We start from the raw sequence: 25,483 nt of genomic DNA on the forward strand, positions 1-25,483 counted from the left end.
CCGGTGGCTGGATCGATGAAAGCGCAGATCACCGGGAAGCGTCCTTACAGCCGAGTGAAAACCCGATGACGCGGCCGTGATCCCAGATCGGGCAGGCGTCCGTCGACGGCTTTTGCTTGCGCCAATCGGCCGACTGGACGGAACCGGGCAGGCCGTAGGAGTGCAGCACCGGGACTTCCTTGGTTACAGTCTCCGGGGTGACGCGCTCCCAGGTGGGGAAAACGATGGCGACGAAGGCGGCGGCGGCGAAGGGCATCAGGCGGCCTTCCTAAGATCATCCCAGCCAGACACCGGCTGCGCCAGGACAATACGGATCGGCTTGAACTGGACGACATTCCCGGCGCACAGGTCGGCGTCGGAATAGCCAGCGGCAAGCAGGTGCATTTTGTGCAGCAGGAAAGTGCGCTTTGCCATGCTAGCTTTGACTTCATCTAGGCCACTATCCTTGATGGCCTTGTACGTCCCATAGGCCGCACGGGCGCGGCCCTCTGAAATTCCATTCGCGGCTGCTATGAGCGCGATCGCTTCAACTCGTCCCATGTTTCTCACCTCTACACCATCAACGAGCGGGCCGAAAAAAGCCCGGTGGAGGCCCGCAAGTTCCGACCGGGTGAAGTTGTGCCATGGACGCCCGGCAAAAGCCGGGTGGCGCTTGGAATTCTTGATTTCGCGGAAGAAGCGCGAACCGACGCGCAATTCCAGCCGCAAGAGGCGATCCGCGAGCGCGAGGCGCTCCGGGTCAAGGTCGATCTGTTCCTTCTCTGCCAGATAACGAAGGTGCGGCCCCTTGTGGTACGCCTTGCCGGCGAAGCGGTCGGAGGTCGGCGACCACAGCACCGTGTCGCCGCCATTCTTGGCACTGGTGGCCTTGCGGCGGGCGTTGTCGGTCTGCAACAGGGTGCGGAGCGCCGTCTTGACCATCGCGGCATCGGGCAGGGCGTAGTTCCCGGTCACATCGAGGCGGCAGCACTCCCAATCCTCAAGATGCGGCAGCCAGCAGGCGAAGCAGCGGCGGGCGTGGCTGATGATGGCATCCGCGCCGGCTCGGATATCGAGCGAACCGAAGACGTTGCAATCCTGTGTCAGCGAGGCGGGCGAAGCGCCGAGGTAGAAAAAGCACTCCGCGCCGACATAGGTCACGGTCATGTACAGACCGGGGGCATCGGAGCGCAGCGCGTCGAAGTTCAGGCGCTTGGACTCCCAGCGCAGTTCTAGGGGGTTGCCTTGGCCGTCGAGGACAAAGGCACAGACGGAATCGAGGTTGGCGAAAAGCCGTTCCTGCAAGAGCGGGGGCAGTTCATTAACCGAAATCCGTAGGGTGATCCAGTCGAGCAGCAGACCCTCGGGAGCATCAAAAGTGCACCCTGGTGCACTTTGGCCGGGTATTACAAAGGAACCCGGACCCGATTGGGTGCCCCCCACGACCTCGAAAGGCACGACGCCCGACAGCGGGGCCGACGTGTTGAGGGGCAGGGGGCAAAGCGTCATTTCTGGAACGCCTTGAGATAACGATTGACCCAAGCGGTAACAATCTCCAACTCAGCGCGTGCCTTTTCGTCATCGACATACGCCGCCGTTTCCGCTTGATCTTTCAACCAGCGCAGAAACGTTTTGAAGAAGGCGGGCTTGCCGGTGAGAAACATCACGCAGCCTTGGCGATCTGAGCAGCAGAACGCAGCCGGGCGCGGATCGCGACTTGCCCGAAACGGTCGATGTAGATCGAAGCCGGGTCGAGGATGTATTGCCCGAGCGGATACGGTTCCGCCTGATCGTCGTCCAGCGTCAGCTTGAACTTTTGCGGGTGGGTGTAGGGCTTTCCGTCCTTGCCGTAGGCGTAAATCCAAGCCTCTTGTTCGCGGATCGAATACGGCTTGCCGGTTTTGGCGCTGGTGCCGTTCTTGACGTCGACCACAGTGGTCTCGACAGTTACTTTCAACATCGTTACTTCTCCTCTGGTTAAAAAGCCGCCGGAATAGCGGCGAGGGCGCCAGTGACCGCATGGACGACAACAAAGGCGCCCAGGCTGAAACCAGCAACAAAGGTGAAAACGGGATCAGTCAGAACCGCAATTAAGGCGCTGAGATATGATTCCGGGATTTGACAGGGGGATTTATGGGCGCACTTCAACCCATCATCGAGATGCTCAAGACCATCGGCGCGGGATTCATCGCGATTGGCTTGGTGTACTTCGTCGGCATGCTGGTGGTATCGGCGCGATTCAGCGACCGGAAAACGGCCAGATTCTGGAAAGAGGCTCTGCGCATCGTCGCCGTGCTGGCGATGCTGCTTTGGGTCTGGCTGGTTGTGACTCGCGGGCATCCGGTTTCCTCCTGATCCATCCCTGGGTGAGTCCTCATGTGAAGACAGGGCGGATTTAAGTCCTCGGATGTGGACGTTGTCAAGACCTCAAGTGAGGACTATCGTGCACCAACCCAGACCGGAGAAAACTATGAAAATTTCAGAACTGTTAGACGATACAAAAAATGCTCTAGGCATTGAGACGGACGGCGAACTGGCCCGAAACCTAGGCGTATCAAAGCAAGCAATCAGCAGCTACTACAACAACCAAAGAGCGCCGGACGACTTCGCTTGTCTGAAAATCGCGCAGGCAACGGGAAAATCCCTGGATACGGTCATTGCAATAGTTCGGGCTGCAGCGGAGAAAGACGAAAGTCGCAGAAAAGCGTGGTCTGACTATATGAAAAGCCTAGGTGGGATGGCCGCGTCATTCGCTGTTGTTTTTATGTTTTCCCCGGTACTTAACAAAACAATTCAGCTTGCATTGCTAAGTGCATGATGTTAATTTGAAAGTCCCAAATAATACGCTCAGGGCCTGGCCGTGAACGAAAACAATCGCTGCCAATTCAAGCTGCGTGCCGCTGCCATTGCGGTCGCTTCATGTCTGATTTCTTTCCCGTGGGCCGCGCAGGCGGCGTCGCTTGGAAAACTGACCGTTTTCTCCGGTCTGGGGCAGCCGCTCCGGGCAGAAGTCGAAATTTCGGGAGAGAAGGACGAATTGCCCGGAATGACCGCTCGCCTGGCGCCAGCGGAAGTTTTCAAGCAGGCGAGTGTCGAATATGCATCCGGGTTGACCGACCTGAGATTTGCCATCGAGAAGAAAAGCGGTGGCCGTGCGGTGCTCAAGGTGACATCGGTTCGTCCGGTCAACGAGCCGTTTCTCGATTTTCTGATCGAGTTGAATTGGCCGGCCGGCAAGCTGGTTCGTGAATATACCTTTCTGCTCGATCCACCTGAGTATGCGACGCAGCAGAATGCTCGCACTTCCGCTGACGCGCGTATCGTCGAGACAGTCCAAGGTGGCGGTGCTGCTGCGTCTGCCAAGCCCGCAGCCCGTGCGCCTGCCGAAGCCAGGGCAGCCGCCGGTGTTTCGGTTGCCAAGCCTGCCAAGCCAGCTCCGGCGCCTGCCAAGCCTGCCACGGAGGGAAATGCGTATGTGGTCGAGCGTGGTGACACGCTGCGCAAGATCGCTTCGCTGAACCAGTATGAAGGTGTTTCCCTGGAGCAGATGCTGGTCGGCCTGTACCGCAATAATCGTGACGCGTTCATCGGTAACGACATCAACCGCCTGAAGGCGGGGGCGATCCTGAATCTGCCGGAGAAATCAGCGGTCGAGGCGGTGACGGCCAAGGAAACTCGCAGCATCTACGTGCAGACCGGTGATTTCGGCGCTTACCGCAACAAGCTGGCGGCAGCCGCCAGCAAGTCGGAAACCGGGGAGGCGCCTGCCGCGCAGCAACGGACCGGCGGCAAGATCACGCCGAAGGTGGAGGAAAAAACACCGGCACTGGATCCGGCAAAGGATCAGCTCAAGGTCGCTCGAACGGATGCTTCGGGAAAAGCGTCGGCTGCTGCCGAAGCTGATCGGGTGGCGCGCGAGAAAGCCTTGAAGGAGGCCGAGGAGCGTGTGACCCTGTTGGAAAAGAATGTCGGCGAACTGCAGAAGCTGTTGGAGATGAAGAACCAACGTCTCGCCGAACTCGAAAAACAGCCGGCCGGAGATGGCGTCAAGCCGCCGGTGGTGCCTTCAGTGCCCACCGCCGAGTCGGTCAAGCCGGAAGCCGAGAAGCCGGTCGTGCAGCCTGTGGTCGAGGAAAAGCCGGTAGCACCGGCCGAGCCGGTCGAACAAAAGACGGAAGAAAAGCCCAAGGCGCCGCCGCCAGTAGTCGAGCAGGCGCCGGATGTCGACGAACCTGGCATGCTCGACAGCGTGCTCGAGGATCCGCTGCCGCTGGTCGGCGGCGTCGGTGCTCTGGCCTTGCTGGCTGGCCTGTTCGTTTATCGTCGGCGCAAGTCGAATACCCCGCTGGCTCCGGAAACGACGGCCGTGCGAGCGCCTTCCAGTCTTGGCCCGAATTCGGTTTTCCGGATGACCGGCGGTCAGAGTGTCGATACCGGCAATACGCCGCCGCAGACCGGAGAGTTCAGTCAGGCCGGTCCCGGAACGATCGATACCGACGAAGTCGATCCGGTTGCCGAGGCCGATGTCTACATGGCCTATGGTCGGGATGCTCAGGCGGAAGAAATTCTGCTTGAGGCCTTGCAGAAGGATCCGCAGCGATTGGCCATCCACGCCAAGTTGCTGGAGATTTATGCCAACCGGCGCAGTCTGAAGCAGTTCGAAACCCTGGCCAGTGAGCTTTATGCGCAAACGGCCGGCATCGGGCCGGAATGGGAAAAGGTATCTGCACTCGGTGCCGAGCTCGATCCGCGGAATCCGCTCTATCAAGCCAAGCTGAAGAGCGCCGGTGCGGAGACGGTTGTCGCGTCGTCGGCGGTGGCTGCTGCCGCGCTGGCCGCTGCTCAGTCGGGTGTTGCGGATGAAGCCGGTGCCGTACGGCAGTCGGAAGCGCCTGCACCGGCCCCGACGATCGCTGATCCGCTTGTTGCTGACGCACCGCTGAATGCATCGGCGACCGAGGCTGTTCCAGTTGCACCTGAATCGACTGCGGAAGTCGGTGAGCCGCAAGCCCTGGATCCGATGAATCTCGATTTCGAGTTTGCTGTGAAACCTGCCGCAGAAGCGGTTTCGGTGGCGCCCGCTGCGGAAGAGGCCGGTTTTGATGAGCCTTATGTCGATACCGTCGTGACCGGCGAGCAGAAGGAAGTGCCGGTTGAGTCGGAAAATGCTGCGGAGGCCGATCTGAACCAGGCGATGGACGCGATCGACTTTGACCTGAGTGGCATGGTCGGTGGCGATGAGCCTGCGAGCGCGGCCGTTTCCCCGGATGTCGCCCAGGTTGCCCCGTCGCGTGCAGTCGAATCGCCGGCGGACGAATTGCCGGCATTGGAAATCGATGCGGTTTCTGCCGAAGAGTCCCTGCCCGATTTTTCGCCGGCCGGTACGCTGGTCATGCCGGGGGCGATGTCGGATTCCGAAATTCGGGCTTTTGGCCTTTCCGAATTGGCTGAGGCAGAGCCTGCGGTAGTACCGGAACCGGAAGTGCTGGTGCCGGAGGTGCCCGAGGCTGCCGCCCAGACCGTGGTTAATGCTCAGGTCACACCGATGGTTGCCGACGATCTGGATTTCGATCATCCCGACATGGTCAGCACGGTGGTCAATCCGGGCGCACCGGTAACCGGTCAGGATGCCGGCGATGATGTCGACTTCGACGTCAAGCTGAGCGATTCCGTTTTCCTCGGTCAGCCGATGATGCCAAGCGATTTCGATATCGGTTCGATCAACCTGGATCTTTCCGAGCCGCCGGCTGCGCCTGCTCCGGCCGAGGTTCCGCCGGTTTCGCTGCCGCCGGCGCACGATGCGCACTGGGAAGAGGTCAATACCAAGCTTGACCTGGCGAAGGCCTACGAGGAAATGGGTGACCTTGAGGGGGCCCGCGAGTTGCTGCAGGAAGTGGTCGGCGAGGGAAGCGAAGATCTGGTGACCCAGGCCAGCGATATCCTGAACCGTATCGGCGGTTAAAATACCGCTCTCCCTTCAAGCCGAACGGCCCCGAAAGGGGCCGTTCGTTTTTCAAGGAATCCCGTGCACCCCACTGCTGCGCTGATCGTTTGGCTGCTTGTCACGCTGGCTGTCCAGTCGCTCGATTATCCGGCGTTGCTGGCGATTGCCGTCGTCTTTTTGTGGGCCGGCGGCGGTCCGGCAGCTGCCTGGCGCTATGTGAAACGGGCGCGCTGGCTGTTGCTCAGCTTGTGGTTGATCATTGCTTATCACACTCCCGGCGAGGCCTTGGGCGATTCGGCCTGGGCGCCGACCTACGAAGGGGCGGTCGAGGCCAGCCGTCATGCGGTACGTCTCGTTGTCATGCTGATCGTGCTGGCCTGGTTGTTTGTCCGGCAGGGACGCGACGGTTTGGTGGCCGGTCTGTGGGGGGCGCTCTCTCCGTTGCGCGTGCTGGGTGTGGAAACCGGGCGCCTGGTGGTCCGCTTGTCGCTGGTGCTCGAACAGGTTCAGGCGCCGGCGGCCAAGGGTGCGTGGCGGCGCATGCTGCATGGACAGCCATTGGCCGACCCGGCGGGGGCAGGAAGTCTGCGGATCGAGTCAAGCCCCTGGCAGCCGCGCGATCAGGGGCTGGTCGCGCTGGCGCTGATCATTCTGGTATTTGCCCTATGGTCATGAGAGTTGCCCTTGGCGTCGAGTACTTCGGCGCACCTTTCCGCGGCTGGCAGAGTCAGGCCGATGGTGGGACCGTGCAGGACGCGCTGGAGTCGGCGTTGGCCAGAATTGCCGGTACGCCGGTGTCGACGCTGTGTGCCGGGCGCACCGATGCCGGTGTTCATGCGACCCGGCAGGTCGTTCATTTCGATGTCCCGGTGGATCGTCCGCTCAGCGCCTGGGTGCGCGGCGTCAACGCGCATTTGCCGGAGGGGGTGACGGTGTTGTGGGCGCAACCGGTCGGCGAGGATTTTCATGCGCGCTTTTCGGCGCGCGGCCGGCGTTATCGCTACCTCCTGCTCAACCGGCCGCAGCGGCCTGGGCTGTGGCAGGGACGGGTCGGCTGGTTTCACGGCGAACTCGATCTGCAGCAGATGCAGGAGGCTTGCGGTCGACTGCTCGGCGAGCATGATTTTTCCGCCTTCCGCGCGGCCGGTTGCCAGGCGCGTTCGCCGATCAAGACGCTGCGCGAGGCACAGGTCCGGCAGGTTGGCAGCCTGTTCGTCTTCGATTTTGAAGCGACGGCCTTTCTGCACCACATGGTGCGCAATCTGGTCGGCACCCTGGTCTACATCGGAAAGGGGGCGCAAACGCCGGGCTGGATCGACGAATTGCTGCAGATGCGTGATCGCCGGCTGGCGGCACCAACCTTCTCGCCCGACGGGCTGTATTTTCGCGGACCGATCTACGAGCCGTGCTGGGGCTTGCCGGAAGCGGCAGACGACCCGATCGATGCGATGCTGCCATGAAGGTTTGGCGTATTCCTGCGGTCGACGGGAAAATTCATCGTTTTTTGCGGTCGACCGCAAGCAGGAGGCAAGAATGACCCGCATCAAGATTTGCGGCCTGACCCGTGAAGCGGATGTCGACGCGGCCGTTGCGGCCGGGGCCGATGCCATCGGTTTCGTGCTTTATCCGCACAGTCCGCGCTATGTGACGGCGGCACGGGCGGCCGAGCTGGCCCGGCGGATTCCGCCGTTTGTCGATGTCGTCGGGCTGTTCGTCAACGAGACGCCGGAAAACGTGCGGGCAGCCTGTGCCGTTGCGCCGTTTTCGCTGCTGCAGTTCCATGGTGATGAGGATGCGGCCTACTGCTGTCAATTCGCCAGACCCTGGCTGCGTGCGGCGCGCGTGAGGCCGGAGCTCAATCTGGTAGAATTCGCCCGCTCGTTTTCCGACGCGCGCGGTTTGCTCCTCGATGCTTTCGTCGAGGGTTACGGCGGTGGCGGCCACGTTTTCGACTGGACGCTGATTCCGCCCGCCCTGCCCGGGTTTTTGGTGCTTTCCGGCGGGTTGACCGCAGCCAACGTCGGCGACGCCATCCGGCGCGTGCGGCCGGCGGCGGTCGACGTGTCTTCCGGCGTGGAAGCGGGCAAGGGCATCAAGGATCACGACCGGATCGCCGCTTTCGTGGCCGCCGTCAGGGCGGCCGATGCGACGATCGACCAAGGATGAAGGACATGCGGGAATCGGCCGGCGGTATCACCCGGACCTGTTGGCGGCGCCACCAGGCGGACCATCTCTGACGACGGATTGCTCCGTTCGTCAGTTTGTTGCCTGTTTTCCTGCTTTTCCGGAGTATCGCCATGTCTGCATCGCCTTATCAATTTCCCGACGCCAGCGGCCATTTCGGCCCCTACGGCGGCGTCTTCGTTGCTGAAACCCTGTTCGGCGCGCTCGACGAGCTGAAGGCCGCCTACGCCGCCGCCCAGGCCGATCCGGCCTTCCGCGCCGAGTACGACTACGAACTCAAGCATTTCGTCGGCCGCCCGTCGCCGATCTACCACGCCAAGCGTCTCTCCGAGATCTGCGGCGGCGCCCAGATCTACCTGAAGCGCGAAGACCTGAACCACACCGGCGCGCACAAGGTGAACAACTGCATCGGCCAGGCACTGCTCGCCAAGCGCATGGGCAAGCCGCGCGTCATCGCCGAAACCGGCGCCGGCCAGCACGGCGTCGCCACGGCGACGGTGGCCGCCCGCTACGGTTTCGAATGCGTCGTCTACATGGGCAGCGAGGATGTGCGCCGGCAGGCGGCCAACGTCTATCGCATGAAGCTGCTCGGCGCCAAGGTGGTGCCGGTCGAATCCGGCTCGAAGACGCTGAAGGACGCGCTCAACGAAGCGATGCGCGACTGGGTCACCAACATCCACAACACTTTCTACATCATCGGCACCGTTGCCGGCCCGCATCCGTACCCGATGCTGGTGCGCGATTTCCAGAAGATCATCGGCGAGGAATGCCTCGAACAGATGCCGGAAATGGCCGGGCGTCAGCCGGATGCGGTGATCGCCGCGGTTGGCGGCGGTTCTAACGCGATGGGCATCTTCTACCCCTATATCGACGTGCCCGACGTGCGCCTGATCGGTGTCGAAGCCGCCGGTTCCGGCATCGAGACTGGCCTGCACGCCGCCTCGCTGACCGCTGGCGTGCCCGGCGTGCTGCACGGCAACCGCACCTACCTGCTGCAGGACGAGGACGGCCAGATCATCGAGACGCACTCGGTCTCGGCCGGTCTCGACTATCCCGGCGTCGGCCCGGAACACGCCTGGCTGAAGGACATCGGCCGCGCCGAATACCAGCCGATCAAGGACGACGAAGCGCTCAAGGCCTTCCACGACCTGTGCCGCCTGGAGGGCATCATCCCGGCGCTGGAATCGAGCCACGCCATCGCCTATGCGATGAAGCTGGCGCCGACCCTGGCGAAAGACAAGATTCTGCTGGTCAACCTCTCCGGCCGGGGTGACAAGGACATGCACACCGTGGCCGAGAAGTCGGGGATCGTATTCTGATGTCGCGCATCCAAAAAACCTTTGCACGCCTGCAAGGCGAGGGCCGCAAGGCGCTGATTCCCTTCATCACCGCCGGCGACCCCGACGCGGCGCTGACCGTGCCGCTGATGCAGGCGCTGGTCGAGGCTGGCGCCGACATCATCGAACTGGGCGTCCCCTTCTCCGACCCGATGGCCGACGGTCCGACCATTCAGCGTGCTTCCGAACGTGCGCTGGCCAGGGGCATGAAGCTGCGCATCGTCCTCGAACTGGTCGCCGAATTCCGCAAGACCGATGCGACGACGCCGGTGGTGCTGATGGGCTATGCCAACCCGATCGAAGCGATGGGGCTGGAAAAGTTTGCATTGGCGGCGTCGACCGCAGGCGTGGACGGCGTGCTGGTGGTCGATTATCCCCCGGAGGAAGCCGAGCGTTTCGGTGCTGCAATGAAGGCCAACGGCATGGATCCGATCTTCCTGATCGCGCCGACCTCCAGCGCCGAGCGCATCGCGCACACGGCCAAGATCGCCAGTGGTTATGTCTATTACGTGTCGCTGGCCGGCGTGACCGGCTCGGGGGCGCTGAATGTGGACGCGGTGGCACAGAAGCTGCCGCAGATCCGCGAACAGACCGGCCTGCCGGTCGGCGTCGGTTTCGGCATCCGCGACGCGGCGACGGCGGCGCGCATTGCCGCCTTTGCCGATGCCGTCGTCGTGGGCAGCCGGATTATTGAAGAAATTGAACGGTCGACCGCAGGAAATGCCTGTGCCAACGTGAAAGCGCTGGTTTCGGACATCCGCCGCGGCGTAGATGAGGTGAAAGCATGAGCTGGCTGGACAAACTCCTTCCCCCCAAGATCAAGCGCGAGCAGGGTACGCAGCGTCGCAACAGCCTGCCCGAAGGGCTGTGGAGCAAGTGCCCGTCGTGCGAGGCGGTGCTCTACGCGACCGATCTGGAAAAGAATCTCAACGTCTGCCCGAAGTGCGGCCATCACAATCGCGTCGATGCCCGTCAGCGCCTCGACCTGCTGCTCGATCCCGAGGACCGCTATGAAATCGGTGCCGAGGTCGTTCCGGTCGACACGCTGAAATTCAAGGATTCCAAGAAGTATCCGGATCGTCTGATGGACGCCAACCGGAGTACCGGCGAGAGCGATTCGCTGGTGGTCATCCAGGGGGCGATCAAGAGCATTCCGGTTGTTGCTTCGGCGTTTGCCTTCGATTTCATGGGCGGTTCAATGGGATCGGTGCTCGGCGAACGTTTCGTGCGCGGGGTCAACGTTGCCATCGAACAGAAAATGCCTTTCATCTGCGTCACCGCTTCGGGCGGCGCGCGCATGCAGGAAGGCCTGTTCTCGCTGATGCAGATGGCCAAGACGACGGCCGCGCTGACCCGGTTGGCGGATGTCGGCCAGCCGTTCATCTCGGTACTCACCGATCCGACCATGGGCGGCGTTTCGGCGTCCTTCGCCTTTGTCGGCGACGTGGTCATGGCCGAGCCGGGCGCGCTGATCGGTTTCGCCGGGCCGCGCGTCATCGAGCAGACGGTGCGCGAAAAGCTGCCGGAAGGCTTCCAGCGTTCCGAATTCCTGCTCGAGAAGGGGGCGATCGACATGATCGTCGACCGTCGCGAGATGCGCGATCAGATCGCCCGCACGCTCGCCCTGCTGCTGAAACTGCCGGCTGCCGCTTGAGTTCGCCCGACGCAAGGACGCTGGCCGACTGGCTGGCGCATCTCGAAAGCCTGCACCCCAAGGGGCAGGCCGGCATCGAACTGGGGCTGACGCGCATCCTGCAGGTCAAGGCGGCGCTCGGCCAGCGCGAGTCCTGTCCGGTGATCACAGTCGGCGGAACCAATGGCAAGGGCTCGACCTGCGCCTATCTGGAAACCATCCTCGATCGCGCCGGCTACAAGGTCGGCTGCTACAGTTCGCCGCATATCCTGGCCTACAACGAGCGGGTGCGCCTGAATGGCGTGCCGGCCAGCGATGTGGCCTTGTGCGAGGCATTCGCCAAGGTCGAGGCGGCGCGCCAGGCGACTGGCGTTGCGCTGACCTATTTCGAATTCGGCACCCTGGCCGCCTGGGAAGTCTTCGCTGCGGCCGGCGTCGAGGCACTGGTGCTCGAAGTCGGTCTTGGGGGGCGTCTTGATGCGGTCAACGCCTACGAACCGGATGTTTCCATCGTTACCGGCGTGGCCCTCGATCACACCGACTGGCTCGGCCCCGACCGTGAAGCCATCGGTTTCGAGAAGGCCGGCATTTACCGGGCCGGCAAACCGGCCTTGTGCGGCGATCCGCAGCCGCCGCAGCGCCTGCTCGATCGGGCAGCGGCAATCGGCGCCGATCTGCGTCTGCTCGGCCGGGATTTCGGCTATGAACGTCCTGCCGCCGAAGCCGCCGAGAATCGCCTGCAATGGCGCTGGTGGTGCCGTCACGGCGAACAGGTGATCAAGCGCTCGCTGGCCTACCCGGGGCTGCGCGGCCCGACGCAACTGCTCAATGCCAGCGTCGCGCTGGCCGCTCTGGAAGCGATTGCCGATCGACTGCCGGTCACCATGCAGGCGATCCGCCCGGGCTTGATCGAAACCGAATTGACCGGCCGTTTCCAGGTGCTGCCCGGCAAACCGGCCATCGTGCTCGATGTCGGTCACAACCCGCAGGCCGTTTCCGTGCTTGCCGGCAACCTGGGCAACATGGGTTTCTTCGACCGTACCCACGCGGTGGTCGGCATGCTCGCCGACAAGGATATCGCCGGTGCGCTGAGCGTACTCAAGGGGCGGGTCGATGTCTGGCATCTGGCATCGTTGTCCGGGCCGCGGGCGACGACGGCAGAGCAGTTGGCGGAAATCATTGCGACGCATGTGCTGGGCGGCGAGACGGTTTGTCATGCCTCGCCGGAAGCTGCCATGCAGGCAGCCCGGAGTCGGGCCGGCGAAAGTGATAGAATCGTCGCCTTCGGTTCGTTCTATACGGTGGCCGGGGCGCTCAGGGCGCTTGGCCGGAAAGCCTGATTTTCGTGGAAGACAACGACGCACAGCTGCAATTGAAGAAGCGCGCGCGGCGGCGCCTGGTGGGGGCCGTCTTCTTCGCCTCCGTCGTCGCCATCGTGCTACCGATGGTCATGGACCAGGATCCGCGCCCGCCGGTTCAGGATGTCGAGATTCGCATCCCGGGCCAGGACGACAGGGCCTTTGCGCCGACCCAGGCGGTCGCTCCGGCGCCTCAGGAAAGCCCCGCCGAGGAGCCGCGCTCGACGCCGCTACCGCGGCCGGAGCGGGAAGCTCCGCCGGCTGCTGCACCGGAAGCCACTGCCAGACCGCTCGCGCCGACCGCCCGTGTGCTCGATAGCGAGCGGGTGACGCCTGCCAGATCCGACGAAAAACCCAAGGTCGAGGAAAAACCCAAGGTCGAGCCGAAGCCCAAGCCAGCCACCGACAAGGACGCACCCAAACCCGCCAAGTCCGTCGACAAGCCGGCCGAGGACAAGAACAAGGTCAAACCGGCCGATGACGAGGCCCGACGTGCGGCGGCGATTCTTGCCGGCAAGCCGGCGGAGGCTTCGCAGGTCAAAAACGGTGGGGAATTCCTCATCCTGATCGGGGCGTTTTCCGATCCGGTCAACGTCGCCAATCTGAAGAAAAAGCTCGGCGAGCAAGGCATCAAGACCTTCACCGAACCGCTGGATACGCCGCAAGGCAAGAAAACGCGGGTCCGGGCCGGGCCCTTCCCGAATCGTGACGCGGCCGAGAAGGCGCTCGACAAGATGCGGCGGATCGGGGTTTCCGGCGTTGTTGCCGCCAAGTCATGACGATTTTCGATTATGTGGCCATTACCGTGATCGTGCTTTCCCTCGGTTTCGGCCTGTGGCGCGGCATGGTCAGCGAGATGATCGCGCTGGCCGCCTGGGGACTGGGTATTTTCGCCGCCTTCCGGTTCGGCGTCGAAGCCGGTGCGGCAGTCTTTTCCGGGGTCGAGGATCCGACCGGTCGCGCGCTGCTCGGCTGCGTGCTCATTTTTGTCGGGGTGCTGGTGGCGATGGCTATCGTGCGCATCCTGATCCTCAAGGCAGTCAAGGCGCTTGGCTTGACCGTCTCGGACCGTCTGCTCGGCATGTTCTTCGGTGTCGTGCGTGGCGTGCTGATCATTCTGGTGCTGGTCGCGCTCGGTGGCATGACTGCGGCACCGACCCAGCCATGGTGGCGTGAAGCCACGCTGGCGCCCCCTCTCGAAACAGCCGTGCTGGCGCTGAAACCGCTGCTGCCGCACGACCTCTCGAAACGAATTCGATTCAGTTAGGCAGGATAGACACATGTGCGGGATTCTTGGCGTCATGGCGAACACGCCGGTCAACCAGTTGCTTTACGACGGCCTGATGGTGCTCCAGCATCGCGGCCAGGATGCGGCCGGGATTGCAACGGCGGAGGGCAATACCTTCCATCTGCACAAGGGGCCCGGCCTGGTGCGCGATGTCTTCCGGACGCGCAACATGCGTGCCTTGCCCGGCAACTGGGGCATCGGCCACGTCCGTTATCCGACGGCCGGTTCGGCCTGGAATTTCGCCGAGGCGCAGCCGTTCTACGTCAATTCGCCGTTCGGCCTGGTGCTCGGTCACAACGGTAACCTGACCAATGCCGACCAGTTGAAGGACGAGATGTTCCGGCTGGATCGCCGGCACATCAACACCAATTCTGATTCGGAAGTGCTGCTCAACGTGCTGGCGCACGAACTGCAGTCGGCCGCGCACGGTTACGAACTCGACGTCGACAGCATCTTCCAGGCCGTCGCCGGGGTGCATCGCCGCTGCCGTGGCGCCTATGCGGTCGTCGCCATGATTTCGGGCTACGGCCTGCTTGCCTTCCGCGATCCGCACGGCATCCGGCCGCTGATCTACGGTGAGAACGATGCGCCGGACGGCAAGGAATATCTGGTGGCCTCCGAGTCGGTTGCGCTCGATACGCTGGGTTTCAAGGCGGTGCGCGACATCGAGCCGGGCGAAGCGATCTTCATCGACCTCGAACACAATCTGCACAGTCGCCAGTGCGCACAGCAGCCGATCTACGCACCGTGCATCTTCGAGTATGTCTATCTGGCCCGGCCGGATACGGTGATCGACGGCGTTTCGGTTTACGAGGCCCGGCTGGCCATGGGCGAGTTGCTGGCCGAAAAGGTCAAGGTCAACATTCCGGTCGACGAGATCGATGTGGTCATTCCCATTCCCGATTCCAGCCGTCCGTCGGCGATGCAACTGGCGCAGGTGCTGGGCATCCCGTTCCGTGAGGGCTTCGTCAAGAACCGCTATGTCGGCCGGACCTTCATCATGCCCGGTCAGGCCATGCGCCGGAAGTCGGTACGCCAGAAGCTGAACACCGTCGGCCAGGAGTTCAAGGGCAAGCGCGTGCTGCTGGTGGATGATTCCATCGTGCGCGGCACGACCAGCCACGAAATCGTCGAAATGGCCCGCGCCGCGGGGGCGGTCAAGGTCTACTTCGCATCGGCCGCGCCGCCGGTACGCTATCCCAATGTTTACGGGATCGACATGCCGACCCGTGCCGAATTGATCGCCACCGGTCGTACCGATGCCCAGATTGCCGCGGAAATCGGTGCCGATGCGCTGGTTTACCAGGATCTGGCGGCGCTGAAGGAGTCGGTCACCCGTCTGCGGCCGGACCTGACCGTGTTCGATGCGTCCTGTTTCGACGGTTGCTACATCACCGGCGACATCGATCAGCATTATCTCGACGCCGTCGAGGGCCGCCGTGGCGGCAAGCCCTCTGGCAAGAACGACGAGGATGGAGACGGCAAGGCCTCGCAGCAGCTGGTGCTGGGGCTGGCCGGCGGGCAGGATTGATACGATGAGCGAACACGACAAGCCGGCCTACCGTCCGGAAACGCTGGCCGTCAGGGCCGGCCAGCAGCGCAGCCAGTTCGGCGAGCACGCCGAGGCGCTGTATCTGACCTCCAGTTTCGTCTTCGAGAGTGCGGCCCAGGCGGCGAAGCGTTTCTCCGGCGAAGAAGAGGGCAACGTTTATTCGCGGTTCTCGAACCCGACCGTCAGCATGTTCGAGGAACGGCTGGCTGCGCTCGAGGGGGCGGAAGACTGCGTCGCCACGGCCAGCGGCATGTCGGCGATCATGGCGCTGGTGCTGGCTCACCTCAAGCAGGGCGACCACATCGTGGCGTCGAACAGCCTGTTTGGTGCAACCGTTCAGTTGTTTTCGAACATCCTGGCGCGTACCGGCATCACCACCACCTTCGTGTCACATACCGATCCGGCCGCCTGGGAAGCGGCGATCCGTCCGGAAACCAGACTGTTCTTCCTGGAAACCCCGTCGAATCCGCTGACCGAAATTGCCGATATTTCGGCGTTGACCGCAATTGCTCACGCGCACGGCATCCTGGTCGCCGTCGACAACTGTTTCTGCACGCCGATCGTGCAGCGGCCGCTCGACCTCGGGGTCGATCTGGTCGTGCATTCGGCCACCAAATACATCGATGGTCAGGGCCGGGTGCTTGGCGGAGCTGTCTGCGGTGCGAAGAAGCTGACCGATGAAGTCTTCAAATATCTGCGTACCGCCGGCCCGACCCTGTCGGCGTTCAATGCCTGGGTGCTGCTGAAGGGCCTGGAAACGCTGCAGGTGCGTATCGAGGCGCAGGCGGCTCGGGCTGCCCGGTTGGCGGCCTGGCTCGAGACGCACCCCAAGGTTGCCCGGGTTTTCTACCCCGGCCTGCCTTCGCACCCTCAGCACCAACTGGCGATGCAGCAACAGAAGAGCGGCGGTGCAATCGTTTCCTTCGAGGTGAAGGGCGCACGCGAACAGGCGTGGGCGGTGGTGGACAACTGCCGCTTGCTGTCGATCACCGCCAATCTGGGCGACGTCAAGACGACGATCACCCATCCGGCGTCGACCACGCATGGACGGATCACGCCGGAAGCCCGGGCGGCGGCGGGAATCAGCGAAGGTCTGCTGCGTGTTGCGGTCGGCCTGGAAGCGGTCGAAGACCTGCAGGACGACCTGGCGCGCGGGCTGGCGCTGATCTGATCAGCGCAACAGCTTGCCGTCGCGTGTCACGACGCTGAGCTCGACGAAGTCCGAGGGGCGCGATGGACGCTCGAAATCGAGCGCGAAACCGCCCAGCCTGAGTTTCCCGCTGGCGCTCAGGGCGCGGCGAAGCGCCGTTGGCGTGATTTCGCTGGCGCCGTTCAGCGCAGTGACCAGTACCCGGGCCGCGATGAAGCCCTCCAGCGTTGCCGGCGAGGCCGGCTCATCGGCGTAACGTGCCATCAGTCGCCGGTGCTCGCGGGCGATTTCGCTCGGGGCGTTGGGCGAAGGGACGACCTGGCTGACGATCAGGCCGCGTGCCGCCTGCTGGCCCATCACCTCGGTCAAGGTCCGGATATCGGCCTGCGATGAGGTGGCCAGGAAAGCGCCCGGATCCCGCTTGCGGTATTCCCGGAAAAAGTTTGCCACGCCAAGCGTGTCGGCAATGGCCAGCACGGCTTGCGGTCGACGCGCGAAAACGGCCTGAATCGCTTCCGGCTGATTGGCGCTCCGGTTCAGCAGGACTTGGCGGACAGCGATGCCGATCCCCAGCCCCGTTGCGCGTTGCTCGATTTGCGCGATGGTCGCGCCCGGAAGATCATTGCCATGCAGCAGCGCAAAGCTGGCGATCCCGAACTGTTGCAGTTGCGCCAGCATGGCGACGATTTCGTCGTCCAGTGAGGGGCGCAGGGCGATTGCGCCATCGCCGGCGGCCGGTGCGTAGCCGATGGTGGCGAACAATGGCAGTCGGCCGGCGCGTACGGCCGGATCGCGCGCCACGGCATCGATCGTTGCATCGCCGACGATGCCGAACAGCACATCCGGGCGTTCGGCCAGCAAGCGCCGGGCCGGGGCATCGGCAGTGTCCACCAGGCGATGGACGATGCGTCGGCCGCGGATGCCGCCGGCGAGATTGACGTGATCGAAATAGACCTTGGCACCCAGCGCGAAGTCGCGCTGATAATCAGCCGATCCGGATCGGGGGGCCAGTGGCTGGGCGACCACGATGGGGGTCGGCGGTACGGTCTGGGCATGCAGGACAGCGCTGAGGCTGCCGAGCAGCATTGCCAGTGCGATGAAACGGGACTTCATGTGATGCCTTGCTGAAGCGGGCCGCACACTTTGCCCGGGAAATGTTGCCGGCCGATGAAATGCCGTTCCGGCGACAGGCGTTTCGCGGCTTGCCCCAAGACAGGGTAAAATTGCCACCCCAATCATGCCGCCGCAGGTTGTGCGCGGCAGCCATCCGGCCGACGTTCGTTGCCGGCTCCAAGAAAGTTTTCCCATGAAGTTTTCCGACCTCGGCCTGAGCGCCGACATCCAGCGCGCTGTTGCCGAACAGGGCTATGACACGCCGACGCCGATCCAGCAGCAGGCCATTCCTGCTGTGCTTGCCGGCCACGACCTGATGGCCAGCGCCCAGACCGGTACCGGCAAGACCGCCGGGTTCACGCTGCCCATCCTGCAACGTCTGACGGCCGGTGCCAACGACTGCCTGTCCCGCGTCGCCCGGACGCCGCGCGTGCTGGTGCTGACGCCGACGCGCGAACTGGCGATCCAGGTCGAGGAGAGCGTGCAGACCTACGGCAAATACCTGCCGGTCAATTCGCTGGCCGTCTTCGGCGGCGTCGGCATCAATCCACAGATCGCCAATCTGCGTCGCGGTGTCGATATCCTGGTGGCGACGCCGGGCCGTCTGCTCGATCACGTGCAGCAGTCTACGGTCAACCTGTCCGGCATCGAGATTTTCGTCCTCGACGAAGCTGATCGCATGCTCGACATGGGCTTCATCCGGGATATCCGCAAGATCATCGCGTTGTTGCCGAAACAGCGCCAGAACCTGTTGTTTTCGGCGACCTTTTCACCGGAAATCCGCGAACTGGCGGGGGGCTTGCTCGAGCAGCCGGTGTCGGTCGACGTTGCGCCGCGCAATACGGCGGCGGAGACGGTGACGCAGAAGGTCATCGAATGCAACCGCGAGCAGAAGAAGGAATTGCTCAAGCATTTGTTCACCACGCGCAGCCTGCATCAAGTGCTGGTCTTCGCCCGTACCAAGCATGGTGCCGATGCGCTGGCGCGCACGCTGGACAAGGCCGGCATCAAGGCGGCGGCGATTCATGGCGACAAATCGCAGGGCGCGCGCACGCGGGCCTTGTCGGAGTTCAAGGACGGCAAGCTGGCGGCACTGGTCGCCACCGACATCGCGGCACGCGGCATCGACATCGATGCCTTGCCCTACGTGATCAATTATGAACTGCCCAACGTGGCCGAGGATTACGTTCACCGCATCGGCCGTACCGGCCGCGCCGGCATGGAAGGCGAGGCGATCTCGCTGGTCTGTCACGACGAGCGTCCGCAGCTGAAGGACATCGAAAAGCTGATCCGGCGCACGCTCGAGCGCATGGTGGTCGATGGCTTCGAGCAGGCTGCCGTGGCGGCGCCGCGCCCGGTCCAGCCGCCGCGCCAGCCGCGCAAACCGGCCGCCGCCGGCAATGCCGGCAAGAGCCGTCAGGGGAGTGGGAAAAATGCCCCCGCGGGCGGTCGACCGCAAGGGCATCATAGCGGCAAGCGTCATCACTGATTGCTTGCCTGAGTAAAAGATGGAAGGTCGGTGAAGACCTTCCTCGGCGGCTTCGGGGGAAGCAGCCGAAAAGCTGATCAGGGGGCGAAGCGCGACATGTAGTCGGCGACCGCCTGCAAATCCTTGTCGTCGTACGGCTTGATGGTGCTGACCATGTCGGGATTGGCATTGCGTCGATCGCCGTTGCGGATCAGGATCGATTCGCGCAGCAGATACTTGTAGTGTTGGCCGGAGACGCGCGGATAGAATCTGGCGCTGTCCCCCTGCCCCTTATTGCCGTGGCAGACGATGCAGTCGCGGGCATAGATTTCCTCGCCTCGCGCCAGGTTGTTGCCATCGCCCTTGCCATTGTCGGGAGGAACCGGCAGGGCCTGCAGGTAGACCGCAATGTCGGCGATTTCCTGGGGGGTCACGGCGTGCTTGTCGATGAACGGGAACATTTTCTTGTTGTCGCGCCGTCCGGCGCGCACATCGGTCATCTGTTTGATCAGTACCGTGGCATGTTGTCCGGCCAGCCGCGGATAGCTGCCGTCGGGACGTCCTAACGCGGTGGCTCGGTGGCAACCCTGGCAGATCTCGAAGGCGATTTCGCCGCGCAGGGCATCGCCGCGAGCGCTCAACGCCTGCAGCTTTTCCGCGTACATGGCGTTCCAGACATAGCCGTCGCTCTCGATACCGGCGGCGTGCGGCTGGTTTTCCTCGGCGCCGGTCTGGGTTGCTGCGGCGAGCAGCAGGGACAGGATGAACAGATGTTTTTTCACGAAGCTTTCTCCCCGATTATTGCAGGCTGGCCATGTATTCGGCGACCGCTTGCATTTCCTGTTCGGTCATCCGTTCCGCCACGGCGCGCATGACCTTCCCTTTGTCGTTGTCCCTGACGCCGCTCTTGAAATCGTTCATCTGTTGCAGCGTGTAGGCCTGATGCTGACCGGCCAGCCTCGGGTAGCGGGCATTGCCCTGGGCGCGCGGTTGGTGGCAGCCCATGCAGCCGGGAACGCCGGTTTCGACATTGCCGTCTTCGTAGATCGCCTTGCCGGCGGCGAGCAGGCCGGGGTCGCCGACCGTGCCGGGTGTCGGCTTTTGGGCTGCGTACCAGGCTGCCAGCGCCGGCACGTCCTGTTTGCTGAAGCTGTCCAGGATCGGTGCCATGACATCGTTCCGGCGTTTGCCGCTGAGGAATTCGTTCAGCTGCTTTTCGAGGTAGGTCGCATGTTGACCGGACAGTTTCGGAAAGTTCGGTACCACGCTGTTGCCGCCTTCTCCGTGGCAGGCCATGCAGATGCTGCCGGCGAGTTCCCCGGCATCGGCGCTCCAACCCGGTGTGGCACCGAACAAGGCGCCGATGAACAGGCAAGCGCGGGTAATCTGGTGTCTTTTCACATTAGTTCCCCAAAAGTCACAGCCGGACATTGAGCAGGACGCCGAGCATGTTGATCCGGTAGCCCTGTGCGCCGCCGTCCATGAATACGCCGGCACCGGTGCCGATCGGGATGACGCCGCCCAGGCCGTTGTAATGCCAGTCGTCGATCTTGCCGCGTTCGTGTCGGTAGAGCAGGCGGACCAGAACCGATTTGCTGAGCGGCTTGAGCATGTTCAGTTCAAGGGTGTGCTGAGAGGTTTTCAGGTCCTCGAATCCGCTACCGGCCAGTGCCGCCTGTGCAGCGGCCATGTTGGCCGGGGTGCTGTAGCTGATCTCGGTGCGGCCCAGCGAGTAGGTGTAATTCATGTCGACCAGCACGTCGCGGATCATCTGCTTGACGCCGAGCCCGAAGGTGTCGCTGGTGTCGCGGTGCGTTTGCGACCAGAGATTGGCGGCGTTGAATACTCGTCCGGTATTCGGATCGGCGCACAAGTATTCGGCGTTGTCGATGGTCAAACCGTTATTGCCGATGTTGCAGTTGAAGCCGGCCACCGCGCCGCTGGGCACGCCTTGTTGCTTGATCTTGCCTTGCTGCCGGGAATAGAAGGCGTAAACGTTGGTCTGGGCGCCGGGTTGCCAGGATAGATCAAGGTTGAGCGATCCCAGGCGCTGGTGGTCGACGCGTCCGTATTCGGAATCGGGGTATTTCATGTCCTTGAACTGGGTGGCAATGCCCAGATCGAGGTCGTGTCGAAGCATGTAGTTGAAGCGGGCATTGACGATGTTTTGGTTGCGGTCTGCCAGGTCGTATTTGCGTAGCCGCGAATTCATGTGCACCACGAAAGTCGTCAGATTGGTGCCGACAGCGGTGGACGGGTCCCACAGATAGCCGCTGTAGAAATCCGTATAGGGATGATGGGTCTGGTATTCGTCGCCGCGGCGTCGGTCATGTTCGAAGGAAAGGCGCAGCGTGCCGTCGCGCACCCCCCGATTGACGTAGCCCAGCTTGTATTTGTCTTCCCAGGTTTCGTCGCGCTCCCGATGGTCGCGGTGATAGATTTCCCGCTCGTAGCCGGCGCTGATGCTGCTGGCCTTGCCAAGCCGGTAGTCGGCATCGACAGCGTAGATCAGTTGCTTGTAGTCGAACGGGATATTGCGGATGTAGGCGTTGCCGGTCGCCGTCGAGCCGAAGGAGGTGCCGCTGCCGTCGTTGACCACGCGACCCCAGACGCCCGTACAGCCGTAGCCGCTGGCGGTATTCGCCGGATCGCCGCCGGCCGCGCTGTTGCAGAGCAGGAATTCGGTATGGTTTCTGGTTTCGTAATAGCGGACCTTGCCTTTGACGTTGAGCGTATCCAGCGGATTGAGCGACAGGCCGAGATCGATGAGCCTGGTGTCGATGCGCGCGTCGGCCGTCTTCCGGCTGAGGGAATCCGTGGTGTGCCAGTTGCTCAGGCCGGCGGCCACGACATTCGGATTGACCGTAAACGGAATCAGGTCGTCGTTCTGGCGCGAGGTGGCCAGCGAAACGACGGCGGTGAAGCGTCCTTTCCAGAGGTCCGGGAGTTGTCGGGCGTATTCTCCTTTGGCGCTGTAGTAGTCATTGTTCGGGTAGAGGTCGAGCCGTCCCTGCGAGAAGCCGCCGTTGGCCGCCGTGACCCCGTTGAGATTCAGCGCCCCGAAGTTGTTGACTGAGGTGATGTTGTCGAAGGTCAGCGTATCGATGTTATTTCGGAACCAGGAGGCGTTGACCGTGAGATTGAAGGCGTTGAGCTTGTCGGCGTATTGCACCCCGGCGATCAGGTCGTTGGTCCGATAGTCGATCGGTTCGGCAATTTCGACGTTGGCATTGGTGCCGCCGCCGCCCCAGGTAACGCCGAAGGGGCGAGCACCTTCGCGTTTTTCGCTGGTGAAGCTGGCGAAGAATTTCCATTTGTCCAGAAAGCTCAGGTCAGCCCGAACGCCGCCCTTGCTGCGCGTGATGCCGAGTCGCGATTCGCCGGTTGCGGCCAGTGCGGCGTTGCCGGCTGTGACGAATTCGCCTTGCGTCTGGACGGTGTTTGCGCCGACGCCATCAAGTGCCGGTGTCTTGATGCCGCCAACCCGCACACCGTTGGCCAGGGCGGTGGACGACAAGGTCAGATTGCCGGTGCCGACGCCGTCGTAAAGCGATCGGTAGCTGGTTGTGAAGGTATGTGTTGTCTGGTTGTAGAAGGCTTTGATTTTCCAGAGGTTGTACTGGCCGAATTGCAGGCTGTAGAACTGGTCTCCCTGACCGACGGCGCCACCGTTCGCTTCGATGAAACCGTTGTCTTGCGGGTTTTCCGCGTTGATGCCGAAACTGCTGATATACGGGCCGTTCTCCAGATCCTTGTAACGTGTGAAGCCTTGCGATTTCCGGTCGCCATCCACGCCAATCACACCGGCTTCGACATGGCCCAGCAGGGACCATTCGCCGACCTTCGTTTCGGCGGCCCTGACCTGGGTCGGCATCTCGTACATCTGGCCGGTTGGTGTGTGCGCGACCGGATCGTAGGTAGCGCCGACGCCTTCGCTGTCCGGCGGATTGCCATAGCGTGCCGGATCAACGCCTCTGGTATGCATTGCATTACCGATACTCGTGTCCTGGCCGACGCCGGAATCGGCCATGGCCGTTCCGTACTGGGCAATGGCCAGAGCGACCGAGGTGGCGATCAAGGTGCTACGGAAGTGCGTTTCCCCGTCGCCGGCGCCGTGCTGGACTGTGCGTATTTTCATGTCCCTCTCCCCCTTCGTTAGCGCTGGAAGCGCGAGCCGGCCGGATGATTGCTGCCGTGAATCTGCGAATGGCAGTTCTGGCAGGATCGGCTCATCACGCGAGCATTCAGGTTGGCGCCGGCCACCCCGAGCTGGTTGGCCGTCTGGTTGGCGCTATAGAAGGCCGATGGGTGATTGGTGTTGGCGTGGCACTGTTGGCACAACTGCGGGCGGGCGGTCTGCAGCAGCTTGTCGTGGTTCGAGCCATGCGGCGAATGACAATTCATGCAGTTTTCCCGAACTGGCGCGTGTTCCCAGATGAAGGGGCCACGTTTTTCGGCGTGACAGGCGTAGCAGAGTTCGTTGACGCTGTCCGCCTTGAGCAGTGGCTTGGTTACCGAGCCGTGCGGGTTATGACAATCGACACAGCTCATTTTCCCTTCAGGAACCGGCATGTGCGAGCGCTTGTGAAATTCGGAACGCTGCTGGCGGTGGCAGGTCTGGCAGGTTTCGGTGATGCTGGCTTTCTTGAGCAGCCCCTGCGCTGAAAATTTGGCCATCGGATTGTGGCAGTCGCTGCAGGAAAGCTTGTTTCCCGCGTGTGCGGAGCCCGGCCAATGCATCCGGTTGCCTCCCTGGTGACAGGTCAGGCATTGCGCCGTCTGCTTTTCGACCGGTGTTCCCCATTCCCTGGTGAAACCGATGATCAGGCTCTTGTTTTCCGCATCCTTGGCGTGCAGCGAACCCGGACCGTGACAGGCTTCGCAGACTTGACGCTCCTGATCGTTCTTCGGGTTCTGCCGGAATACTTTGGCGTGGAGGGTGTCCCGGAAATGTGCGTTTTCCTGGCCATGGCAGGCGATGCACTGCTTTTCGCCGATGTAGGTGGCCTTGTGCATCGGATCGTCGGCGGTCAGCGCATTCTTGCCGAGCATGCCAGCAATCATGACGAGGGCGACCAAGCCGAAGCGCACCGCAGATCTTGTGGTGAGTGCCATGCTTTCTGTTTCCTCCATCGGGGCTTCGTCGCAACGAATTCTCCAGGCCAGCGCCTGGAGAAGCCCCTCCTCCATGTTTATGTCTCTTCAATCGCTACGCGGATAGCGTGCAACCGGCTTTTTTTGTCACAGGGAGGTTTTTCCGCCGACCTCCCTGGCAGGCAGAATAGAGGAGGGGAGGAAGGTCGGTCTTGCCGGAAAGTGCACGATTAGTTGCCTGTAAGTGCACAAGGCGTTCAGCGGGTAGCGCCCCGGTTTTCTTCGCGAAATTCACGCGGAGAGCGTCCAAAACGCTTCTGGAACAGCCGGCTGAAGTGCGCGGCATCATTGAATCCGTAAGCGTAGGCAATCTGCGCGATGGTCCATCCTTGCGCCGAGCCGAGTTCGAGTTTGCAACGTTGAAGGCGCCGTTCCTGGACCCATTGCATCAGATGCAAGGGTTCGTCCCGGAACAGGCTGTGCAGATAGCGGGGTGACAGCCCGACGGCCTGGGATATCTTGGCAACGCTGAGTTCGGGGTCGGCGAGATGGGTTTCGATAAACTGGCGAATCCGTTGCCGATGGTAGGTGCGTAGCCGGGAGGATTCGGCGCTTCCACCATCTTCCTTGGCGCCAACTGCCGATCCGAGGAGTCCGAGCAGCATGCGGCCGGCTGCGCTACGGCAACTGCGGCCGAGCTGTTCCGCGTTGCGCTGGAACGAAACCGCCCAGTCCAGCAACATGCCGGCGGGGCCACCGTCGGCGGCCAGAGGTTTGCCTGCCTGGCTTTCCCAATCCGGGCAGTATTCCGAGAGCAAGGATCCGGGAAAGGCCAGAATCATGTGGGTGGTGTTGTCCGGGTGAAAGATCATTCCCTTGTCAGCCAACGGAAAGACGCAGATGCTGCGCGGTTCCATCAGCATTTCCGGATGTCCCTCGTGGCGTCGGACGCAGTAGCCTTCGATATTGATGTCGGCGAAGGCATAGGTGCTTTCGCTGTTTTGCCAACTGGCCCGAAATGCCGAGCCCCGGCGCGTACCGATGGCAACCTCGCCCAGCGACCAGGCTGCGATCGATTGTTCGAAAGCCTGGTCACCAAAGGGCTCCACCCGACTGTCGACGCCGAGGTGTTCCCGCATGTGCGCCGCCCACCAGTCCGGTTTGTCGCCGGCTGCGACGTGTTCCGTACTGAATTCGATACGTTCTTGCGCAGACATACCCCCTCCCCTGGGCAAGCAAGCGGTGGCGGAGGTTCCTTGAGGAATTTTTTGACTGACGCCGAGCCGATTGCGGGTCTCAAAGCTTTTCTGCGCTGAACTCCTAGATGTTTCTTGCCTTTGTGCCAAGGCTTCCGAAAACTGCCGCAGACACTAGCGCGCCCGA

25 protein-coding genes are annotated in these 25,483 nt (G+C 62.6%); 15 read left to right on the top strand and 10 right to left on the bottom strand.

Annotated elements, in window-relative coordinates:
- Nucleotides 1-28 precede the first annotated feature (28 nt).
- From L0962_RS15670 to L0962_RS15685, 4 genes are read right to left on the bottom strand one after another with little or no spacing between them, the layout of a single operon-like run.
- The gene (locus tag L0962_RS15670; protein ID WP_234087410.1) at nucleotides 29-256 is read right to left on the bottom strand and encodes a hypothetical protein; all 228 of its coding nucleotides are present in this window, start codon (nucleotides 254-256) and stop codon (nucleotides 29-31) included.
- Nucleotides 256-1,488, bottom strand: a complete 1,233-nt coding sequence (locus L0962_RS15675) for a phage/plasmid replication protein, II/X family (protein WP_234087411.1) — start codon at nucleotides 1,486-1,488, stop codon at nucleotides 256-258. Before L0962_RS15675 ends, L0962_RS15670 begins: the two co-directional genes overlap by 1 nt.
- Nucleotides 1,485-1,643 carry a hypothetical protein gene (locus L0962_RS15680; protein WP_234087412.1) on the bottom strand — a complete coding sequence of 53 codons (159 nt, stop codon included), beginning with the start codon at nucleotides 1,641-1,643 and terminating at the stop codon, nucleotides 1,485-1,487. Before L0962_RS15680 ends, L0962_RS15675 begins: the two co-directional genes overlap by 4 nt.
- Nucleotides 1,643-1,939, bottom strand: coding sequence for a G5P family DNA-binding protein (locus tag L0962_RS15685; RefSeq protein WP_234087413.1), 297 nt, complete (start codon nucleotides 1,937-1,939; stop codon nucleotides 1,643-1,645). The genes L0962_RS15680 and L0962_RS15685 overlap by 1 nt, the downstream gene beginning before the upstream one ends.
- A 173-nt stretch (nucleotides 1,940-2,112) precedes the next feature.
- Here L0962_RS15685 and L0962_RS15690 point away from each other — a divergent pair, with 173 nt between their 5' ends.
- From L0962_RS15690 to L0962_RS15755, 14 genes are all read left to right on the top strand, one after another.
- The gene (locus tag L0962_RS15690) at nucleotides 2,113-2,334 is read left to right on the top strand and encodes a hypothetical protein (RefSeq protein ID WP_234087414.1); all 222 of its coding nucleotides are present in this window, start codon (nucleotides 2,113-2,115) and stop codon (nucleotides 2,332-2,334) included.
- 115 nt (nucleotides 2,335-2,449) lie between these two features.
- Entirely contained in the window at nucleotides 2,450-2,797 is a 348-nt protein-coding gene (locus tag L0962_RS15695; RefSeq protein ID WP_234087415.1) for a helix-turn-helix domain-containing protein, read from the top strand.
- Between the two features lie 42 nt (nucleotides 2,798-2,839).
- Complete coding sequence (locus L0962_RS15700) at nucleotides 2,840-5,941, top strand: FimV/HubP family polar landmark protein (RefSeq protein ID WP_234087416.1); 3,102 nt, start codon at nucleotides 2,840-2,842, stop codon at nucleotides 5,939-5,941.
- A gap of 63 nt (nucleotides 5,942-6,004) precedes the next feature.
- Nucleotides 6,005-6,598 (top strand): CbiQ family ECF transporter T component, encoded by a 594-nt coding sequence (locus tag L0962_RS15705; protein ID WP_234087417.1) that lies wholly within the window; start codon nucleotides 6,005-6,007, stop codon nucleotides 6,596-6,598.
- Nucleotides 6,595-7,383, top strand: a complete 789-nt coding sequence (gene truA, locus L0962_RS15710; protein ID WP_234087418.1) for a tRNA pseudouridine(38-40) synthase TruA — start codon at nucleotides 6,595-6,597, stop codon at nucleotides 7,381-7,383. The genes L0962_RS15705 and truA overlap by 4 nt, the downstream gene beginning before the upstream one ends.
- Nucleotides 7,367-8,089, top strand: coding sequence for a phosphoribosylanthranilate isomerase (locus L0962_RS15715; protein ID WP_255680876.1), 723 nt, complete (start codon nucleotides 7,367-7,369; stop codon nucleotides 8,087-8,089). The genes truA and L0962_RS15715 overlap by 17 nt, the downstream gene beginning before the upstream one ends.
- 131 nt (nucleotides 8,090-8,220) lie before the next feature.
- Nucleotides 8,221-9,426 carry a tryptophan synthase subunit beta gene (gene trpB, locus L0962_RS15720; protein WP_234087420.1) on the top strand — a complete coding sequence of 402 codons (1,206 nt, stop codon included), beginning with the start codon at nucleotides 8,221-8,223 and terminating at the stop codon, nucleotides 9,424-9,426.
- Complete coding sequence (gene trpA, locus L0962_RS15725; RefSeq protein ID WP_234087421.1) at nucleotides 9,426-10,232, top strand: tryptophan synthase subunit alpha; 807 nt, start codon at nucleotides 9,426-9,428, stop codon at nucleotides 10,230-10,232. The genes trpB and trpA overlap by 1 nt, the downstream gene beginning before the upstream one ends.
- On the top strand, nucleotides 10,229-11,098 hold the full coding sequence (gene accD, locus L0962_RS15730) for an acetyl-CoA carboxylase, carboxyltransferase subunit beta (protein ID WP_234087422.1): 870 nt from the start codon (nucleotides 10,229-10,231) through the stop codon (nucleotides 11,096-11,098). Before trpA ends, accD begins: the two co-directional genes overlap by 4 nt.
- Nucleotides 11,095-12,417, top strand: coding sequence for a bifunctional tetrahydrofolate synthase/dihydrofolate synthase (gene folC / locus L0962_RS15735; protein WP_234087423.1), 1,323 nt, complete (start codon nucleotides 11,095-11,097; stop codon nucleotides 12,415-12,417). Before accD ends, folC begins: the two co-directional genes overlap by 4 nt.
- A gap of 5 nt (nucleotides 12,418-12,422) precedes the next feature.
- On the top strand, nucleotides 12,423-13,214 hold the full coding sequence (locus L0962_RS15740) for an SPOR domain-containing protein (RefSeq protein WP_234087424.1): 792 nt from the start codon (nucleotides 12,423-12,425) through the stop codon (nucleotides 13,212-13,214).
- A complete protein-coding gene (locus tag L0962_RS15745; RefSeq protein ID WP_234087425.1) occupies nucleotides 13,211-13,702 on the top strand; it encodes a CvpA family protein in 492 nt (163 codons plus the stop codon). The genes L0962_RS15740 and L0962_RS15745 overlap by 4 nt, the downstream gene beginning before the upstream one ends.
- A 13-nt stretch (nucleotides 13,703-13,715) precedes the next feature.
- Nucleotides 13,716-15,254 (top strand): amidophosphoribosyltransferase, encoded by a 1,539-nt coding sequence (gene purF, locus L0962_RS15750; protein WP_234087426.1) that lies wholly within the window; start codon nucleotides 13,716-13,718, stop codon nucleotides 15,252-15,254.
- A gap of 4 nt (nucleotides 15,255-15,258) precedes the next feature.
- Nucleotides 15,259-16,446: an O-succinylhomoserine sulfhydrylase gene (locus L0962_RS15755; RefSeq protein WP_234087427.1), complete on the top strand. Its 1,188-nt coding sequence runs from the start codon at nucleotides 15,259-15,261 to the stop codon at nucleotides 16,444-16,446.
- Here the strand turns inward: L0962_RS15755 and L0962_RS15760 are convergent, their stop codons facing one another.
- Complete coding sequence (locus L0962_RS15760; protein ID WP_234087428.1) at nucleotides 16,447-17,538, bottom strand: ABC transporter substrate-binding protein; 1,092 nt, start codon at nucleotides 17,536-17,538, stop codon at nucleotides 16,447-16,449.
- 193 nt (nucleotides 17,539-17,731) lie between these two features.
- On the opposite strand from L0962_RS15760, the gene L0962_RS15765 reads away from it, so the two are divergent.
- Nucleotides 17,732-19,027 (top strand): DEAD/DEAH box helicase, encoded by a 1,296-nt coding sequence (locus tag L0962_RS15765; protein WP_234087429.1) that lies wholly within the window; start codon nucleotides 17,732-17,734, stop codon nucleotides 19,025-19,027.
- A gap of 77 nt (nucleotides 19,028-19,104) precedes the next feature.
- On the opposite strand, the gene L0962_RS15770 is transcribed toward L0962_RS15765, so the two are convergent.
- The 5 genes from L0962_RS15770 to L0962_RS15790 all read right to left on the bottom strand — a co-directional run bounded on the left by L0962_RS15770 (nucleotide 19,105) and on the right by L0962_RS15790 (nucleotide 25,239).
- Nucleotides 19,105-19,788, bottom strand: a complete 684-nt coding sequence (locus L0962_RS15770) for a c-type cytochrome (protein ID WP_234087430.1) — start codon at nucleotides 19,786-19,788, stop codon at nucleotides 19,105-19,107.
- Nucleotides 19,789-19,804: 16 nt separating this feature from the next.
- Nucleotides 19,805-20,407, bottom strand: a complete 603-nt coding sequence (locus tag L0962_RS15775; protein WP_234087431.1) for a c-type cytochrome — start codon at nucleotides 20,405-20,407, stop codon at nucleotides 19,805-19,807.
- Between the two features lie 16 nt (nucleotides 20,408-20,423).
- On the bottom strand, nucleotides 20,424-23,144 hold the full coding sequence (locus tag L0962_RS15780) for an MtrB/PioB family decaheme-associated outer membrane protein (protein ID WP_234087432.1): 2,721 nt from the start codon (nucleotides 23,142-23,144) through the stop codon (nucleotides 20,424-20,426).
- Between the two features lie 17 nt (nucleotides 23,145-23,161).
- Nucleotides 23,162-24,121 (bottom strand): DmsE family decaheme c-type cytochrome, encoded by a 960-nt coding sequence (locus L0962_RS15785; RefSeq protein ID WP_234087433.1) that lies wholly within the window; start codon nucleotides 24,119-24,121, stop codon nucleotides 23,162-23,164.
- A 236-nt stretch (nucleotides 24,122-24,357) separates the two neighbouring features.
- Nucleotides 24,358-25,239, bottom strand: coding sequence for an AraC family transcriptional regulator (locus tag L0962_RS15790; protein ID WP_234087434.1), 882 nt, complete (start codon nucleotides 25,237-25,239; stop codon nucleotides 24,358-24,360).
- Nucleotides 25,240-25,483 lie beyond the last annotated feature (244 nt).

This window comes from Azonexus sp. R2A61 (assembly GCF_021401135.1).
Lineage (GTDB): Bacteria > Pseudomonadota > Gammaproteobacteria > Burkholderiales > Rhodocyclaceae > Azonexus.